This is a genomic window from Pseudomonas saxonica (assembly GCF_007858365.1).
GTDB lineage: Bacteria > Pseudomonadota > Gammaproteobacteria > Pseudomonadales > Pseudomonadaceae > Aquipseudomonas > Aquipseudomonas saxonica.
In genome coordinates this window covers 50403-67729 of record NZ_VFIO01000014.1, presented here as the reverse complement: position 1 = coordinate 67729, position 17327 = coordinate 50403, and the positions used below count along the sequence as shown (strand labels likewise).

Genomic DNA, 17327 nt, shown 5'->3' with positions numbered 1-17327 from the left:
CCGCCCGGGGTTTGGCATCCGCCCCCACACGGGGGTGAGGACGAATGCCTACGGCTTTTTTGGCCAGCTCGGCACTTCACGTCGCACGCCCATATTTTGCGGTTGCGCGGGCATTTCGCCCCACTGACCTTGCCCCGATGCTGATGAGGTGCCGGTAGCCGGTGGAGGCGATTGCGGCTGTTCAGCTGGCGCTGCTGGCCTGCTGTTTTCGCGGCGGCGATGACGCAAGGCGAACTCGGCGACCGCCTCAATATCGTCTTCAGTGATTGTCTGTGCCCCCCGCCAGGCTGCATGGGCGCGAGCGGCCCGCAACCAGACCAGATCAGCACGCATGCCGTCTACGCCTGCCGCGAAGCACCGCTCGGTAATCAACGCCAACGATTGCTCATCCAGTTCGATGCCTTGTAAACGTTCACGTGCTTGCTGGCAGCGTTCAGCCAACGCGGCTTGCTCGGACGCCCACTGTGCGCAAAAGGCGTGCGGGTCGGCATCAAACTGCAAACGACGGCGAATGATAGCGGCACGTTCCGCCGGTGGCGGCTGCCCGATCATGGCGACGTTAAGGCCAAAACGGTCCAACAGTTGTGGGCGCAGCTCGCCTTCTTCAGGGTTCATGGTGCCAATCAAGACAAAGCGCGCCGTATGGCGATGTGAAATGCCATCGCGTTCGACCACGTTTGTGCCGCTGGCGGCTACATCCAGCAGCAGATCAACCAGATGGTCAGCCAGCAAGTTGACTTCATCGACATACAGCACGCCGCCGTCTGCTTTGGCCAGCACGCCAGGAGAGAACTGCGCTTTGCCTTGGCCAAGCGCTGCGTCCAGATCAAGGGTGCCAATCAAGCGCTCTTCGGTTGCCCCCAGGGGCAAGGTGACGAACTGGCCGCTGGCGAGTAAGTCTGCGAGGCCTCTGGCCAGCGTGGACTTGGCCATGCCGCGCGGCCCCTCAATCAGCACACCGCCGATTTTCGGGTCAATCGCGGTCAAGCACAGCGCAAGCTTTAAATCGTCGGCGCCGACTACCGCGGATAACGGGAAATGCGGGATGTCAGTCATTTGGATGTTCCGAAAATGGTTTAAATCGCCTCCCCTCACCCTAGCCCTCTCCCGGAGGGAGAGGGAACCGATGGGGGAATATTGAAGATGTATGCTAGGTCAGTCCCCTCTCCCTCTGGGAGAGGGCTAGGGTGAGGGCCGGCCGTAACCTCAATCTTCCTCTATATCGAGCAAAAGATTCTCCAGCGCCTCTTTATACTCCCCCGGCTCACTCCACAGTCCACGCTGCTGGGCTTCGAGCATTCGTTCAGTCATGTCACGCAACGCATGCGGGTTGTGCTGCTGAACAAACTCACGCGTTTGCGGATCGAGCAAATAGGCATCGGCCAGCAACGCGTATTGGTGGTCATCGATCAAATGGGTGGTGGCATCAAAGGCAAACAGGTTGTCCAGCGTCACCGCCATTTCAAAGGCGCCTTTGTAGCCGTGGCGCTTAACCCCGTCAATCCACTTGGGATTGGCCGCCCTTGAACGAATCACCCGGTTCAATTCTTCTTTCAGCGTACGGATTTTGGGCAAGTCCGGCTGGCTGTGATCGCCGTGATAGCTGGCCGCCTGTTCACCGCTCAAGCTTTCGACCGCTGCCAGCATGCCACCCTGAAACTGGTAGTAATCGTTGGAGTCGAGCAAGTCATGCTCACGGTTGTCCTGATTTTGTACCACGGCCTGCACCTGGCTCAGGCGCTGAGCAAACTGGCCACGGGCGGCGGTGCCTTCATCACTGGCGCCATAGGCATACCCGCCCCAGTTCAGATACACCTCGGCAAGGTCATCTCGACTCTGCCACAACCGACCATCAATTGCGTTTTGCACGCCCGCGCCATAGGCACCGGGTTTTGCCCCGAAAATGCGCCATCCGGCCTGACGTGCTGCCAGTTCCGGGCTCAGTCCTTCGCGTTCAAGTTGCGCACGCTCGCTGCGTACTTTCGCCGCCAGCGGGTTCAGCTCGTCCGGTTCATCCAGCGCTGCCACCGCTTGCACCGCGGCATCGAACAAACGGATCAGATTGGCAAACGCGTCCCTGAAGAACCCGGACACGCGCAAGGTCACATCCACTCGCGGTCGATCCAGCAAGCTGACCGGCAAGATCTCGAAGTCATCGACCCGTTGACTGCCCGTCGCCCACACCGGGCGTACGCCCATCAAGGCCATCGCCTGAGCGATATCATCGCCGCCGGTGCGCATGGTTGCAGTGCCCCACACCGACAGGCCGAGCTGGCGCAGGTGGTCGCCGTGATCCTGCAAATGGCGTTCGAGAATCAGGTTGGCCGACTGAAAGCCAATCCGCCAGGCCGTGGTCGTGGGCAAATTGCGCACGTCCACAGAAAAGAAGTTACGCCCGGTGGGCAATACGTCGAGCCGCCCGCGACTGGGCGCACCGCTAGGGCCCGCAGGCACAAAACGGCCGCTCAAGGCATCCAGCAAACCCTGCATTTCCGCCGGGCCGCAGGCATCCAGACGAGGTGCAACCACTGTCAGCAAAGCGTCAAAAATCGAGCGAACATCCGCCCACTCATCGCTGTCAGGAAGTTGCAGTTCTCCCAGCAACGCTTGTTCGATCAACTGCGCGGCGTACAACTCAAGGCGTTCACGGCAATCCCCGGCGGTGCGCCACAACGAGTCGCAAACGGCTTGCAGCTCGGGTGGTTGTCGCGCTGTCCAGGGTTCGGCCAACGCACAGTCAAGCGGGTCAAAGCCCAGTTCAAAGGCTTTGGCCAGCGCTCGCAATACACTCGACTGCGCTCCCCGGCCATCACCCCGCGGAATACGCAACAGGGCCAGCAAGGTGTCTATGCGCAAACGCCCGGCAGGTGATTCACCGAAGATGTGCAGACCGTCACGGATTTGTGATTCCTTGAGATCACACAAATAGGTGTCCAGCCGAGGCAGCCAGATGGCCGCATCGGCGTCACTGTCGAGTTGTTCGTCAAGTTGCAGCTCGCGGTCGATTCGGGTTTCACGCACCAGATTGAGAATATCGCGCTGCAATTCACGGGCACGGCGCGGGTCCAGCAGTTGTGCTTCGTAATATTCGTCGGCCAGCAGTTCAAGGTCACGCAACGGCCCGTAGGTTTCAGCCCGGGTCAGTGGCGGCATCAAGTGATCGATAATCACCGCTTGCGTGCGCCGCTTGGCTTGCGCACCTTCGCCGGGGTCGTTGACGATAAACGGATAAACGTTGGGCATCGGCCCAAGGATTGCGTCCGGCCAACAGTGCTCAGACAACCCGACGCCCTTGCCCGGCAACCATTCGAGATTGCCGTGCTTACCCACATGCACCACTGCATGAGCGCCGTAGGTGTGACGCAACCAGAAATAAAACGCCAGATAAGCATGCGGCGGCACCAGATCCGGATCGTGATACACCGCGCTGGCATCGACCTGATACCCCCGTGCCGGTTGAATTCCGACAAAAGTCAGTCCAAAACGCAGACCGGCAATCATTATGCGCCCGTTCCGGAACATCGGATCCTTGTGCGGCTCACCCCAACGCTCGGTCACCGCCTGCCGATTGGCCTCGGGCAAGGCATTAAACATCGCCTGGTACTCATCAAGCCCCAGACTTTGCAGGCACGGACGCAGATCGAGGTTGTCCAGATCGTTGCTTACCCCACCCAGCAACTGCGCTATCAACTCGGTGCCGCTGTCTGGCAACGGGCAATCAAGCGGGTAACCTTCCATTTGCAATGCCCGCAAGATATTCAGTGCTGCGGCTGGCGTGTCCAGACCGACGCCATTGCCAATGCGGCCATCACGGGTCGGGTAATTGGCCAGAATCAGGGCGATGCGCTTGTCTGCATTGGCCACCCGGGCCAGCTCGACCCAGCGCCGCGCCAGTTCAGCGACAAAATCCATGCGTTCCGGTTGCGCTCGATAGCACACCACGTCCGACTGACTGCGCTCACTGCGCCAGGCCAAATCCTTGAAGCTGATCGGGCGGCTGATGATCCGCCCGTCCAGCTCAGGCAGCGCAATGTGCATGGCCAAGTCTCGGGGGCCGAGGCCCTGCTCACTGCCACGCCAGCCGGGTTCGTTATCCTGAGCGCAAATGGCTTGAATCACCGGAATATTGCGCCGGAACGGACGCAGGTGCGGCGCCTCCGGGCTGGACTGCGCAAAGCCGGTGGTATTCAGAATGACGCCCGCGTCCACCTCATCCAGCAGGTCCTGGACCACGGCCAAACAGCCCGGTTCTTTGAGGCTGGCGACAGCAATTGGCAGGGGATTGAGTCCCGCTGCCTGCAAACGCTGGCAAAACACGTCGACAAACGCGGTGTTGGCCGCTTGCAAGTGAGAGCGATAGAACAACACTGCGGCCACGGGTTGCCCGCCCAGCCAGTCGGCTTGCCAATGGGTGAGCTGCGGGCTGGAATGGGCCGGGTGGTAGATCGCGGTACGCGGCAGGGTCTGTGGTTCGTCCCACGTATAGTCACGCCCCAACCATTGGCTGGCCAGGCAGCGATAGAGTTGCAACGCGTTGTGCCGCCCGCCCTGACGCAGAAAATGCCAAAGCCGTTCGCCCTGTTCCGCCGGCACGGTGCTCAGACCGCTGAGTTCCGGGTCGGGGCGATCATCGCCCGGTACCAGAATCAACGTGACGCCGCGTTCCGCCAGCTGCACGAGGCGCTCAATGCCATAGCGCCAGTAGCCAATACCACCGTGCAATGACAGCAGTATCACCTTGGCGTGTTGCAGCACCTGATCGACATAAAGGTCGACCGATGCATGGTTTTGCACCTGCATGGGGTTGGCCAAACGCAGGCTTGGATAATCTTCAGGCAACTGCTGCGCCGCTTCGGCCAGCAGTGCCAGGCTTGAATCGCCACTGCACAGGATCACCAGCTCGGCGGGTGTCTGGCCTAAATCGGCAATGTTATCGTCCGATACAAAGCCACCGGGCTGAGTCCTGAGCAAATGCATGGCTTATACGCTCAACGCTGTACGCAAGGTGGATTCGAGCAATGCGGCGTCAAGGTCTTGACCGATCAATACCAGCTTGGTGTTGCGCGCCTCATCGGCGCCCCAGGCACGATCGAAGTGTTTGTCAAAACGTGTGCCCACGCCCTGAATCAGCAACCGCATCGGCTTGCCCGGGATCGCGGCGAAACCCTTGACCCGCAGAATGCCGTGCTTAACCACCAGCGCGGTCAAGGCGTCCATCAACAGGCGCTCTTCGGCTTGCGGCAGTTCGATGGAGATGGAATCAAACGCATCGTGGTCGTGATCGTCGTGGTCATCATCGCCATCGTGATGATGGTCATGGTGGCTGTGACGGCCATCAATATGGTCTTCAGAACCCGCGCCCAGCCCCAGCAACACATCCAGTGGCAAGCGACCGCTGCTGGCCTCAATGATTTTCACCGCCGGTGGCAGTTCTTCAGCGACTTCGGCGCGCACCTTGGCCAGGTCTTCAGGGCTGATCAGATCAGCCTTGTTGAGGATCACCAGGTCAGCGCTGGCCAGTTGGTCAGCAAACAGTTCGTGCAGAGGCGATTCGTGGTCAAGATTTGGGTCAAGTTTGCGCTGGGCATCGACTTGATCCGGGAAGGCCGCGAATGTACCGGCCGCCACGGCCGGGCTGTCGACCACGGTGATCACGGCATCTACCGTGCAGGCGCTGCGGATTTCCGGCCACTGGAAGGCTTGCACCAAAGGTTTAGGCAGGGCCAGGCCAGAGGTTTCGATCAGGATATGGTCGATATCCCCACGGCGGGCTACTAGCTCGCGCATCACCGGGAAGAACTCTTCCTGCACGGTGCAGCACAAGCAACCGTTGGCCAGTTCATAGACCCGACCGTTGGCCTCTTCTTCGGTACAACCGATGGAGCATTGCTTGAGGATTTCACCGTCGATGCCCAACTCGCCGAATTCATTGACGATCACGGCAATGCGACGGCCTTGAGCGTTGTCCAGCATATGGCGCAGCAACGTGGTTTTGCCCGAGCCGAGAAAGCCGGTGACGATCGTGACGGGAGTTTTGGCCAGTGTTTTCATCGGATGCCCTTTGGCAAAGCGGCGGGCATACGGGACGACATCGCGGGCCTGGGCACACGGGTTTTCGCCACCGGATCACCCCGCCCGGTTGAAGTAAAAATCTGTCACGAGGCAGGTCTCCTGGCTTACGGCTGGGCGTCAGCCAAAGGCTGAGCCCTACTCTGCGCCTTCCCGCGTATGACGCAGTGGCATTGCACAGTAATCGACCGTTTACAGTTGCGGGGGCAGCCGCGGCATACCGCGTTCCCTTCTTAGCTTCGCAGTGCGAAGAACCTCGAAAGCGCAAGGCTACGCAGTGCCATGTAACAGGTCAATGCCAGTCGGTATCGAGGGGCGCGTTGTGTTCTAATTGCCGCCTTTTTTCGTCCTCTGCGCTTAAAGGATCTGTCCATGCCGTCCACCCCGCAAACCCGCGTCCTGATCATTGGCTACGTGTGGCCCGAACCACGCTCCTCGGCGGCGGGTGGGCACATGATGCAGATTATCGAGAGCTTTTTGCAGGAAGGCTGGCACATCACCTTCAGCAGCCCGGCAGGGATTGGTGAACACAAGGCCGATCTGGCCACACTGGGCATCGATGAAGTGAACATCGAGCTGAATAACAGCAGCTTTGACGCTTTTATCACTGAACTGGCCCCCGACATCGTGCTGTTCGACCGTTTCATGATGGAAGAGCAGTTTGGCTGGAGGGTCGAGAAACACTGCCCGAGTGCATTGCGCGTGCTTGAAACCTCCGACCTGCAAAGCCTGCGTGACGCCCGCCAGCAACAGCTCAAGGCACGGCTCAAGCACAATCCCGAGCAAGATGACTTCAGCAGCCTGTTCGCCCCGGCCCCCCGCGAAACCTATGAGCACATGGCGGATGCGGATCTGGCGCAGCGAGAAGTAGCCGCGATTTACCGCAGCGACCTCAACCTGATGATTTCCGAGTACGAAATCGACTTGCTGGTGGAGCACTTCAACGTCCCCAAAGCATTGTTGCACTGGTGCCCGCTGATGGTCGACCACGTGCCGCAGACCTACGTGCCCTATGAACAGCGTCAGCACTTCCTGAGTATTGGCAACTTCCGCCACGCGCCGAACTGGGACGCGGTGTTATGGATGAAGACTCATATCTGGCCCTTGATTCGCCAGCAACTGCCCACCGCGCAACTGCATGTCTATGGTGCCTACACCCCGCCTAAAGCCACCGCCCTGCACAACCCGGCCCAAGGGTTTCACGTGCTCAACTGGGCCGAAGATGCGCTGGCCGTCATGAGTAACGCCCGCGTTTGCATGGCGCCGTTGCGGTTTGGCGCGGGGATCAAAGGCAAAATTGCCGATGCCATGCTCTGCGGCACACCCAATGTGACCACGCCGGTCGGCGCTGAAGGCATGCACGGCGACTTGCCGTGGGCCGGGGCCATTGAACAGAGCGCCAGCGCGATTGCTGCCGCCGCGGTTGACCTCTACCAAAACCCGCAGGCCTGGCAGCAGGCCCAACAACACGGGCAGAAGCTGCTGGCTGAGCGGTACTTGCAGTCGAGCCACGGCCCGGCGCTGGTTGAACGCATCAAAGCCTGCCGCGCCGAGCTTGAACAGCACCGGCGCAACAACTTCACCGGGGCCATGCTGCGACACCACCAGCATAAAAGTACGCAATACATGTCACAGTGGATCGAAGCCAAAAACCGCCTTCAGGATTGATCCCAGATGTGCAGCAACACTTGAGTGAAGGAAGGCTCAAGCACGCGATTACCATTACCGCTGAGATGATTGGAGTCGAAAAACATCGGCTTGCCCAATGGATCAAAGGCCGAACACTGAGTACCCGGGCACAGCAAAGGGAATGGGTCCCAGACTGTCAGGCCCGGATGCTCACGCATTAACGCCGCCAAAAGCTTCATTTGCGCTTCACGTAAACGTAAAAGAGGTTCACGTCCTACCGTCATGCCTTGAGAGCACACCGGATTCATGCGGTTGAACCAGTCAGAACAGCGATTGGGCGGTGATTTGAACAGGGGTTTTGGCGCATCTATCAGGACATGTACATTGATGGCCTCTAACCTTGCCAAATCGGCTTCAGCAGAAGTTTTTGCGGCGGCAAGCCTCGCAGGTGTTTGCTCCTTCAGCATCTGACTGATGACCGCGGTCTGGCCAAGGGCCCAGTCCCGGTCTTGCAGTTCCGGCATCCGCAGTGACGCCAAAAAAACAATGTCTCCCGGCTTGGCCCGGGCTTCAATATCCTTGAAGTCCGCTTCACGACCGCGGGCACAGTTGGCCGGGTCGGCATCCTGCAGGGTCACCACACCACAGCCGCCCTGCTCGTACACCACCACTTTAATGCCCAGCTTGATGGCGACATTATTGAGCAGAGTGCGATAGGCCGCTGCATGAGAATCCCCAATCACAAACAGCTGACGCCCACGCACCCGGGCGTCATTTATTCTGTTAAAGGGCTCTCGCGGGTAATGCTTATAGGCATACCAGGTATAGGTGTCGCGGGTCTGGCTCAAGGACAGCCGCTCTGTGTTATGCGTGACCCAAAACGCGCTGCCGCCGAACAGGACAAGGGTGCACAGGGCAAGCCCGAAAGTCCGCCACGGCGTGCGCAACCAGAGACAGCTGGCAGTGCGCACGGGTAGCTCGATCCAGTGATAAGACATTGCGGCCAGTACAAAGACCACCAACGGATAAAGGAGTTGAACAACAACAAGCTGCGTCCCGGTGGTCCATCTCAACACCACGAGCACGGGCCAGTGCCATAGATAAAGAGAGAAAGACAAGCGTCCCATATACGTCAACCACGGCACTTGCAGCAGGCGCTGCAGGGTCGAGGTGTACTCGGGTGCAGGCAGTGCAAGCCCGGCTATCGTCAACACCGCGCCCAACACCGTGACAATGGCCATCGGGAATGGAAAATGAAGGGGTGTGGCCAACAGAAAACCGCTGGCAAGCAAGCCCAGCCCGCACAGCAATATGGCATTGACGATACCACTGGAGCGCAGCGTGCCGCGCCAGGCTTCAATCCCTTGATAAAGCATGGCCCCGGCGGCCAGCTCCCAAAAACGGCCGGGCAACAGATAAAAGGCTGAATGCGCGTCTGCCGGGGTCTGGATGGCACAGATGATGAGAGAGGCAATGGCCAGAGCCGGTAGAAGAGTCCACACCACAGGCGTCTTATTTCTATAGCGAAGCCACAGGAAAAACAGCACGGGGAACACCACATAGAACTGTTCCTCAACGCCAAGTGACCATGTGTGTGTATAAGGGTTGAGCTCGGTGCCCGGCGAAAAGTAAGCATTGCCATGGCGGGCCAGCACCACGTTGCTGATACCCGCAAAGGCAGCGAACCCTGTGTAGTTGATCTGGTCGCTGAGCCAGAACTGCGGCATAAACAGCGCTGACAACACGAAGCTGGACAACAGCATGACCAGTAACGCAGGCAATATGCGCAGGCAGCGCCTGCGGTAAAAGTCGCGCAGATACTCGCCGAATTTCAAATGCCTGCGCTCTGCAAGCGACTGGCTGATTACATATCCGGAGATGACAAAAAAAAGATCAACGCCGGTAAAGCCGCCCGGCAGGAAATCGAGGAAGCCGGCGTGAAACACGATGACTGCAAGCACCGCGATGGCACGCAGCCCGTCTATTGCCGGCACATAAGTCACAGAGGTACGTTGCATGAGATGTTTTCCGTTTTTCAATGCGGATACGGAAAACGAAAGCTATGCCTTTTTTTGAATCAGCACCGTCATTAGGGTCTGATTAGTTTGTAGGAGATAAGTCAAACTGCTCGCCGGCGCCGCAGTAGATCTGTATCCATAATCCAGCCTTTGCGCTGACGGCCTTGCTCGCGGGCTGTTTTGATCGCTTCACACACGTCCGCCAACTTGCCGGCAATCAGGATTTCATCGTCGGTGCCATTTGATTAAGCACTGCATAGATTCGGTCTTGTCCGTCATCGCGTGTGCGTGATGCCAGATTCCAAAGGCTTTGCCCTAGCTCTGTAACCGTCCAGGCAAACCTTCCTGACACCGTCGCTTGAGTTGATTGTGTCCACCTTTTGTGCGGACGCAGTTACCCTTAACGTCAGGATCGCCATGCGTGCCGGTACCGAGAGCAGCGGGCGAGTGATATTGCGCAGCTGCTGCCACATAAGTGGCAACCGGTTTAGTTACGCAATGCGTGATCCTCGGACGGATAGCCCCCTACTTCACCAACGTCAACTCACCATCGCGATAAAGCACCTCACACCCTAACCACGCCACATCTACTTGAGGCAGTATCGCTGAAGGTTTTCGCAACTCGCGCAACAACGTCGAGCCGTGGGACAAGCGCCCGCCCATCCGCGCAATCACCGCCCGCGCCGCTTGGTAGTGTGCATGTTGCCCCGGATCAAGGGTGTCTTCGAGTAAAATGTCGTCGCCCAGAACCCCTTGCACCTGCCCCGGATAGATCATGAAACCGGTGGCTTGTTCGGTGCCTTCGCGACCGTCCTGCCAGAAGCTGCCGTCGCGGCTGCGAATGTCTGGATGAGGCGCAAACCAATGCGCTCGATCCGCCATCGGCATGGCGTGGTGCAGGCGAAAAAAGATCCGCATCAGGTTGTCGCGATACCATTCGCGCACTTGAAGGTAGTAACCACGCAGGCCCGGCAAGCCGGCCGAATGGGCTAAGCGGATAAACCCCGGCCATTGGGGGAAGGCCTGTAATGGCAGATCCGTTGGGGCCGGGCGCGGCTTGGCCGGATCGGTTTCCCAGGGCAGTCGATGCGGGCTGTTATCAAGGTCGTCATAAGCCGTCGGCGGCCGGCCCAGCAGGTCGCCGCCGCTGCTGGCCAGTGAGGTGGCGATGCACAAGTTGCCTTGCACCACGAACACATAAAACCGGGTGAACCAGTCGGCCAGTTGTTGGCCGTCAGCGCCTTGGGCGATCAGCTCGGACAGTTCATCGTCAAAACGGCGCAAGCGCTTTTCTAACGTCAGCAAATGCCCGCGCGCGATACGCTGCATACGCAGGAACAACGGCAGCGAGCGCAGCATTCGCAGCGGTCGCCAAGGTAGATGCGGGGTCGCGCCGCCGACTTCACCGGCGTAGCTGCTGGCAGAGATCCCCCAGTCGGCCAATCGAGCGAGAAACAGATCATTGTTGATGTACGACGCGCCGTCAAACACAGCGGTGAACGGTTCGTTATCCTGCAACACCCGCGAATCCCAACGCGCCATGATCGCCGGAATACTCGCCGCCGCACGTCGCTGGGCGTACTCCACGAAAACGCTCGGTTGTGGTGGCAGGATTTCTGCGATGTTGGCGGCCGTCAGGTGACGACGCCAACCGTAGTCGCTGATCGGCCGGTATTGCAACAGCCACAGCTTCGTACCGTCCCAGGCCCATTCAACGTCGCCAGGCACATAGTGAAAGACCCGCAAAACGTCTTGTAGAAAGCGCCACAACAGGTCAGCGGTCAAGCCCAGTGAAGGCTTGAAGGTGTCGCTGCTCCAGGAGGCGCCGAGGCGGGAAATGATTGCGCGCTCGGGACTCACCTGACCATCGGCCAGTGACTCAAGATGCCCTTGCACCCATTCCAGTTCCACCGACAGGTGACGAACGAAAGCGATGCCGGACAGCTGCGGTGTGATGAAACGCTGCACCACCACTTCTTCAACACCCGCGGCGCTCAATTCGGTAATACGAGCCGGCACGTTCGAAGTCGATTCTCGCAGGAACGTAGTGCTCAAACCCGCATTCGCCGAATCGGCCTGATCCTCGCCGTAACTGGAGGAACGCACCGCCCACGTGACCCCCGGTTGGCTGGCGAGGAACGCCGGCAAGCGTGAATCATCGCAGTCATTGAGTGACAGCGCGGGCGGCACCGCTTGCCCGGCCAACTCGGCCAGACGCAACCGACCACCCTTGGTGTGAGCGACGAATCCGCATTCACCCGACTCCAGCCACTCAGCGAACTCGGCCGGCGAATCGATCCATGGGTAATGCCCCCAACCGGTTTTCAGGCTGATAGTCAGATCAGCGCGAGCCAGAATCGCCGACCAAGCGGCAGCCTGCTCGATGCCCAGCACATTGTCCTGATCGCCCCAGACCAACTCGACCGGATCGGTGATCCACTCCAGCAATGGCAACGCGGTGTCCGCCCGTACCAGGTCCCAGTGCGGCACAAATGCGCGGCAGCGTGCATAGCCGGCGCCCATGCGCTGGTACTGCGCGGGCGTCCAGGTCTGGTTGGAAAACTTGTGCGCAAACAGCGCGGACTTGTTCGACAGCAGCCAGTGAATGGTTTTGCGAATGGGCAGCGGCGACATCAATGCCGGCAGCCGTCGTTGCCACAAAAACGCCCCCACCGGCGCCAACAAAACACTGCGGCAAAAGTGACCCGGCTCACGTTGTAGCGCATGCAACACCAGCAACGCATTCACCCCGACCGCCATGATCGCGCTGCCTTTGACGGTCGCCGTCACCAGGGCCTGAGCGTAGGCGGCAAGGTCTTCACACGGGGCTTGAGGATTATTGCCGAAGCCTGGTAGTTCCAGTGGTACCACCTGATAGCGCTGAAAGTGCGGCAACGCGTCATCCCACCAATCGGCGGCACCACCGTTGCCGGCCAGCAGGTACATCAGAGGCTTGCTCATGGGTTGTCCTCAAGCTAGATCGCGCAGGGCAGCGTCGAGGGTCGGGTAACGGAACGTGTAACCCGCCTCGGTCAGACGGCTGGGCACAACGCGCTGACCGTCGAAGAACAACTGCGCCATTTCTCCGGCCAGTGCGCGTACCGGCGTAGCCGGAATGTGGAACCACACCGGGCGCTTCAAGACTTTACCGACACGCTCGGCGAACACCGCCTGACTGACCGCGTCCGGCGCCACCAGGTTGTAGGTGCCGCTCAGGTTGTCGTCGGCGAATGCGCGGGCGATCACTTGAATCACATCATCGCGGTGCACCCAGCTCATGATCTGTTGGCCATCGCCCATCCGCCCGCCAAACCCCAGGCGGAACGGAATCAGCAACGGCAACAACGCGCCGCCGGGGCCGAACACCACCCCCAGACGCAGCACCACCTGACGCATGCCGAATTCGATGGCCGGTTGCGCGGCGGCTTCCCATTTTGCGCACAACTCAGCCATGAATCCGTCACCCTTGCTGGCGCGTTCATCAAGACTTTCGCTAGCATCGCGCACGCCGTAAAAACCAATGGCCGAGGCCTGAACCCACAGCGCCGGTTTACGCCGGACGTTCTTCAGCCAGTTGATCAATGTTTCAGTGGTGTTAACCCGACTGGCGATCAGTTGCGCCTGGCGCTTGGCACACCAGCGTGGCCCCGCCACCGGCGCACCGGCCAAATTGATCACCACGTCGAAGGTTTCGTTGTAGCCCAGTTTGCTCAGCGAACGCAGGCACCGGGCGCGGCCATCAAACAGGTACGCCGCTTTCAGCGGATCGCGAGCCAGCACGCTGACGGTGTGACCGGCGTCGAGCAATTGATTGACCAGCATTTCACCGATAAACCCGGTGCCACCGGTCACCAGCACGCGCTTAGAAGCGCCGCCCGCGAACGGGTTCGACGGCTTGCCTTCGCGCTGCATGCGCAGCGCCGCCAATCCATCGCGAATGCCCGAGGCCGTCACGCCGACAGCGAACAACGTCAGCAACCAGCCGCGCCAGCCGAAATCGATCGCGCTCAGGCCCGTCGGCAGACTCGCCCATTGCGCCAGTTGCACCCCGTACAAGGCAAAAAACGCCCCGCCATTCACCGCCAGCACGGTGTGCATGATCCGCTCGATGGCTGGCAGTTTGCGGCTGCGATCCTCGACCACGAAATCCCATAGAGTCAGGCCAATCTCCAGTGCGAACAGCAACGCAATCACAATCGCCCACGCACCCTGAAACGCCAGATGCGCCATTCCCAGAAACAGAATCCCGTAGAAACACGACCGCAGTGCGTGGATCGACAACTCCAGCCGAGCGCTGTGCCGATAAGGCAACGCGACAGTGAGTTCGTGGTGATAGAGGGTATCCAGCGCCCCGAGAATGGCTTGGGCAATAAGCAGCGCGACCGCCCAATCCAGGAGAGAAAAATCAGACATGGTTGGCGTCACTCGGCGTGTTGTTTGAAGGGGCGGTGCCGCGGTCATGGCGATAGAGCCAGATCAGCGGCGGCAGCAGGGTGAGCAGCGCGAGGCTGTCGAACCACAGGTGTGACCAGACACGAGCCTGGGCGGAGACCCACATGTCTTGCGGCGCCCACAGCACGATGCCGGCGATTAACCAGCCCCAGGCCATGGGACTTCTCAGTCGATGGCCCATGCGCACGAGGGCGAGCATGTAGAGGGAGTAGCTTTGCAGCGTGGCGCCGAATAAGGCGACCCACCAGACTTGTTGGGCGCGAGCGGCGATGGGGACGGCGTCGATTGCCCAGAAGACTTGTTCGATGGTTTGTAGGTAACCGTCGAGTAACCCCGAATGGCCGGCCCAGGTCAGCGCGAGGCTGACTAGTAGATGCACTAGGGCCGCGGCGTACAACCAAAGTACTAGTGCAGAGCGAAGGGCGTTTGATGGGGCTGGCATACCGTTTCCTAAGTGTAAGGGCTTGCGATCGAAAACGGCCGTGCTCGCAATCAACGCGATTTTCGACTCAGATTAACTGCGACTGACGCTACCCGTGATCTCACATTAATCGGGTCGGTTCCAGCTGGGGGCGAAATGGCTCCCTATGCGGTCAGCTCGCAGCAGAAGGACACAAGGACTGCATGATCGGCTATTGGTTTTATCCCAAGTGCACTTTTCAAAATGGAGTGGTCCGGATAGTGAAGACCACAGTTTATGTAAATTCTCACCTACGAAATAGATAGAGCACACATAAGGTAACCATTAGGCACACCGTCATAAAAAACACCCCATAAAGCGTTGATTTAAGCCCGCCAGGTATACCCCTAAAGTCGTGAACATCAAGTGTGCCACGTTTTATAAAGACCGGGCTACACACCACAATGACCGAGGCCGCGACGATAAATAAACCCTTCCCAAAGTAGCCGCCCGCATCAAGCTTTAACCGAGATTGTATTGATTCACTGTGCTTGAAGATGCCAGCCATATGATTGATCTGAGTGCTGCCTAGATAAACACACAGAAAACCCCAGGCACACAATACGACAAGGGTTGCGACTACAATCGTTAATCGAATGACACCCATCGTTGACCAATCCACGAGCAAGACAGCGGAATAGGTCATCAAAGCCCAAATAGAACCTCCACCCACTCTATTAAGCAGGAGCAACCTTTTTCTAAGACCCTGTGGGAAACGAGCAATATCCTCAGCGCTAACCCCTCCATCGGGAAGATACAAACCAGGCGTTTTAATAACGCCCACTATTGCACCGAGCATAAATAGTCGTCCCCATGGCCCACTATTTTTGAAAGATGCCCTAATCATCACAGCAGGCGAATTTTGAAAATAACCCAACAGTGCATCAAGTTTTGTATAAGCCACATAAAGCGCGATCACAAGGAAAGTCATATAGCCCGTAAAAATCAACAGTCCTGTACACAAAATCAAAATATTCTCAGGGCTTGCACTCATTGCACTAACTCGAAAATCATATCGCCAATTTCCTCACCCGCCTTTCCGCCGACCACTCCTGCACCTAAAGATCCTGCAGCAACTACCACAAGCGCACACACTACACCCCCTACTCCTACAGTCGACGCACCTAATCCAACACAGATAGCACCTGTAGTGGATGCCGTCAGCGCACTCCCCATTGCAAAACCACCCGCAACTCCACCGGCGTAGAGGACTTTCACCTCCAAGTCACCAGCGAGGCCACCACAGCCAAACTGGTTGTGCTTGGGCGCAACGCGCCAGGCCTTGCGCACCAAAAAAATCGCCTGACTGACGGCAGGGCCAAACCGACCCGAATGTAAAAAAAGAGCCCCCCTCAAAAACCTATTTTAGCAACCCTGACTTTCTAAAAATGAAGAGAACAACCATCGCAGTAAATAACACAAACGAGGCCCATTTAAGCATCACTAATTTATTTCTTAGATGCACTGGAAAATTATTTAAATCATCATGACTCGCTTGACCACGCTTTAGGTAATATTCAGGAAAAGCGAATACTCCAGCTATCCACCCAAGCAACATAAGTTTCCCCCAAGGCCCGCCATCTTTGAGTGGGGCATGAGTTCTAACAATCGAGCAATTCTTTAATTGTTCCAACATCAGCTCCCTCTTGGTACAGGCCATATAAAGTGAGAGCCCTATACAAATAAATGCCCCACTGAAGATTGACAGACCTAGCACAAGAAACACTTGATCAGCGACACTTACAGTCATTTGACATTCTCATAGATGACTTCGCCTAATTCCCTACCAACCTATCCAGCCGAGAACGCACCTGCTCCAACCACACCCGATCCCGCAGGCCAATCCAGCCAAACCACCAGAAGGCAAATTCAGGCCCACACAGTAGTGGCTGAAGAATTTATTTCATATTGGGTTTTCGCTTACTGCAGGCATTCACCTATTGGCGAGCAATCGCATTTATCATTACTTGAGTAAGCCGGACTTCCCAATCAATGCCAGCAGGAACATGCCAACCACCAAAATAAGGATAGCCCACTGCATTACAACCAGCTTTCTCTTGAGCAGCGCCGGAAATTTTTCTAAATCTTCAGGGCATAACTCGCCTCTTTTTAGATAGAAATTTGGAAACGTTAGAATTCCTGAAATACCGCCAATCAAAAGAAGCCTCCCCCAAGGTCCACCGTGTTTGAGCGGGGCACGGGCCATGATGGCTGTACAGTTTTTTAAATGCTCCAGTATCAAGTCAATCTTGGTGTATGCCATATGCAAGGCGAGAGCCAAGAAGAAAAATAAACTAAGGATAATGACGATAGCGATATGTCCTGCTATGTATTCTGCAGTGCTCATTTCGTGCTCTTGTAAATCAATTCACCACCCATTTCTCCAATCATCCCCCCTCCTACTCCACCCGCAAAAGATCCAGCCCCAACGACGACAATTCCGCACACTACACCCCCTACCCCTACAGTCGACGCACCTAATCCAGCACAGATAGCACCTGTAGTGGATGCCGTCAGCGCACTCCCCATCGCAAAACCACCCGCAACTCCACCGGAGTAGAGGACTTTTACCTCCAAGCCACCAAAGTCGCATGTACATAGCGTACGTTCCTTAACGATAAGTAAGCCGATATCACCAAGACCTTTGCGGATCGATCCGTTAATGTGCGCGGACTTTATCGGCCAACTTTATTAAGTCG

General features: G+C 57.8%; 11 protein-coding genes, 1 pseudogene and 1 riboswitch. Of the genes and pseudogenes, 1 reads left to right on the top strand and 11 read right to left on the bottom strand.

The annotated features are described in order from the left end of the window. Positions 1-48: 48 nt before the first annotated feature. From FJD38_RS22455 to cobW, 3 genes are all read right to left on the bottom strand, one after another. The gene (locus FJD38_RS22455) at positions 49-1056 is read right to left on the bottom strand and encodes a magnesium chelatase ATPase subunit I (RefSeq protein WP_146387650.1); all 1008 of its coding nucleotides are present in this window, start codon (positions 1054-1056) and stop codon (positions 49-51) included. Positions 1057-1206: 150 nt separating this feature from the next. Then, entirely contained in the window at positions 1207-4977 is a 3771-nt protein-coding gene (cobN, locus tag FJD38_RS22450) for a cobaltochelatase subunit CobN (protein ID WP_146387648.1), read from the bottom strand. A 3-nt stretch (positions 4978-4980) separates the two neighbouring features. Further along, a complete protein-coding gene (gene cobW / locus FJD38_RS22445; protein ID WP_146387646.1) occupies positions 4981-6051 on the bottom strand; it encodes a cobalamin biosynthesis protein CobW in 1071 nt (356 codons plus the stop codon). A 93-nt stretch (positions 6052-6144) separates the two neighbouring features. Next, positions 6145-6343, bottom strand: a riboswitch (cobalamin riboswitch). Between the two features lie 98 nt (positions 6344-6441). On the opposite strand from cobW, the gene FJD38_RS22440 reads away from it, so the two are divergent. Further along, positions 6442-7737, top strand: coding sequence for a glycosyltransferase (locus tag FJD38_RS22440; protein WP_146387644.1), 1296 nt, complete (start codon positions 6442-6444; stop codon positions 7735-7737). Here the strand turns inward: FJD38_RS22440 and FJD38_RS22435 are convergent. The 8 genes and pseudogenes from FJD38_RS22435 to FJD38_RS22400 form a co-directional block, all read right to left on the bottom strand. After that, positions 7728-9716: an acyltransferase family protein gene (locus tag FJD38_RS22435; RefSeq protein WP_146387642.1), complete on the bottom strand. Its 1989-nt coding sequence runs from the start codon at positions 9714-9716 to the stop codon at positions 7728-7730. The two genes, FJD38_RS22440 and FJD38_RS22435, sit on opposite strands and share 10 nt — an antisense overlap. 101 nt (positions 9717-9817) lie before the next feature. Beyond that, positions 9818-9955: pseudogene (locus FJD38_RS24895) on the bottom strand (precorrin-6A synthase (deacetylating)); the annotation flags it as partial. A gap of 286 nt (positions 9956-10241) precedes the next feature. Beyond that, a complete protein-coding gene (locus FJD38_RS22425; RefSeq protein ID WP_146387640.1) occupies positions 10242-12677 on the bottom strand; it encodes a PEP-utilizing enzyme in 2436 nt (811 codons plus the stop codon). 9 nt (positions 12678-12686) lie between these two features. Continuing rightward, positions 12687-14129 carry a TIGR01777 family oxidoreductase gene (locus FJD38_RS22420; protein ID WP_146387638.1) on the bottom strand — a complete coding sequence of 481 codons (1443 nt, stop codon included), beginning with the start codon at positions 14127-14129 and terminating at the stop codon, positions 12687-12689. After that, entirely contained in the window at positions 14122-14610 is a 489-nt protein-coding gene (locus tag FJD38_RS22415; RefSeq protein ID WP_146387637.1) for a cell division protein, read from the bottom strand. The genes FJD38_RS22420 and FJD38_RS22415 overlap by 8 nt, the downstream gene beginning before the upstream one ends. A 265-nt stretch (positions 14611-14875) precedes the next feature. Next, positions 14876-15622: a hypothetical protein gene (locus tag FJD38_RS22410; RefSeq protein WP_146387635.1), complete on the bottom strand. Its 747-nt coding sequence runs from the start codon at positions 15620-15622 to the stop codon at positions 14876-14878. Positions 15623-15988: 366 nt separating this feature from the next. Then, on the bottom strand, positions 15989-16264 hold the full coding sequence (locus tag FJD38_RS22405) for a hypothetical protein (protein ID WP_244302791.1): 276 nt from the start codon (positions 16262-16264) through the stop codon (positions 15989-15991). A 327-nt stretch (positions 16265-16591) separates the two neighbouring features. Beyond that, positions 16592-16975: a hypothetical protein gene (locus tag FJD38_RS22400; RefSeq protein WP_146387632.1), complete on the bottom strand. Its 384-nt coding sequence runs from the start codon at positions 16973-16975 to the stop codon at positions 16592-16594. Positions 16976-17327 lie beyond the last annotated feature (352 nt).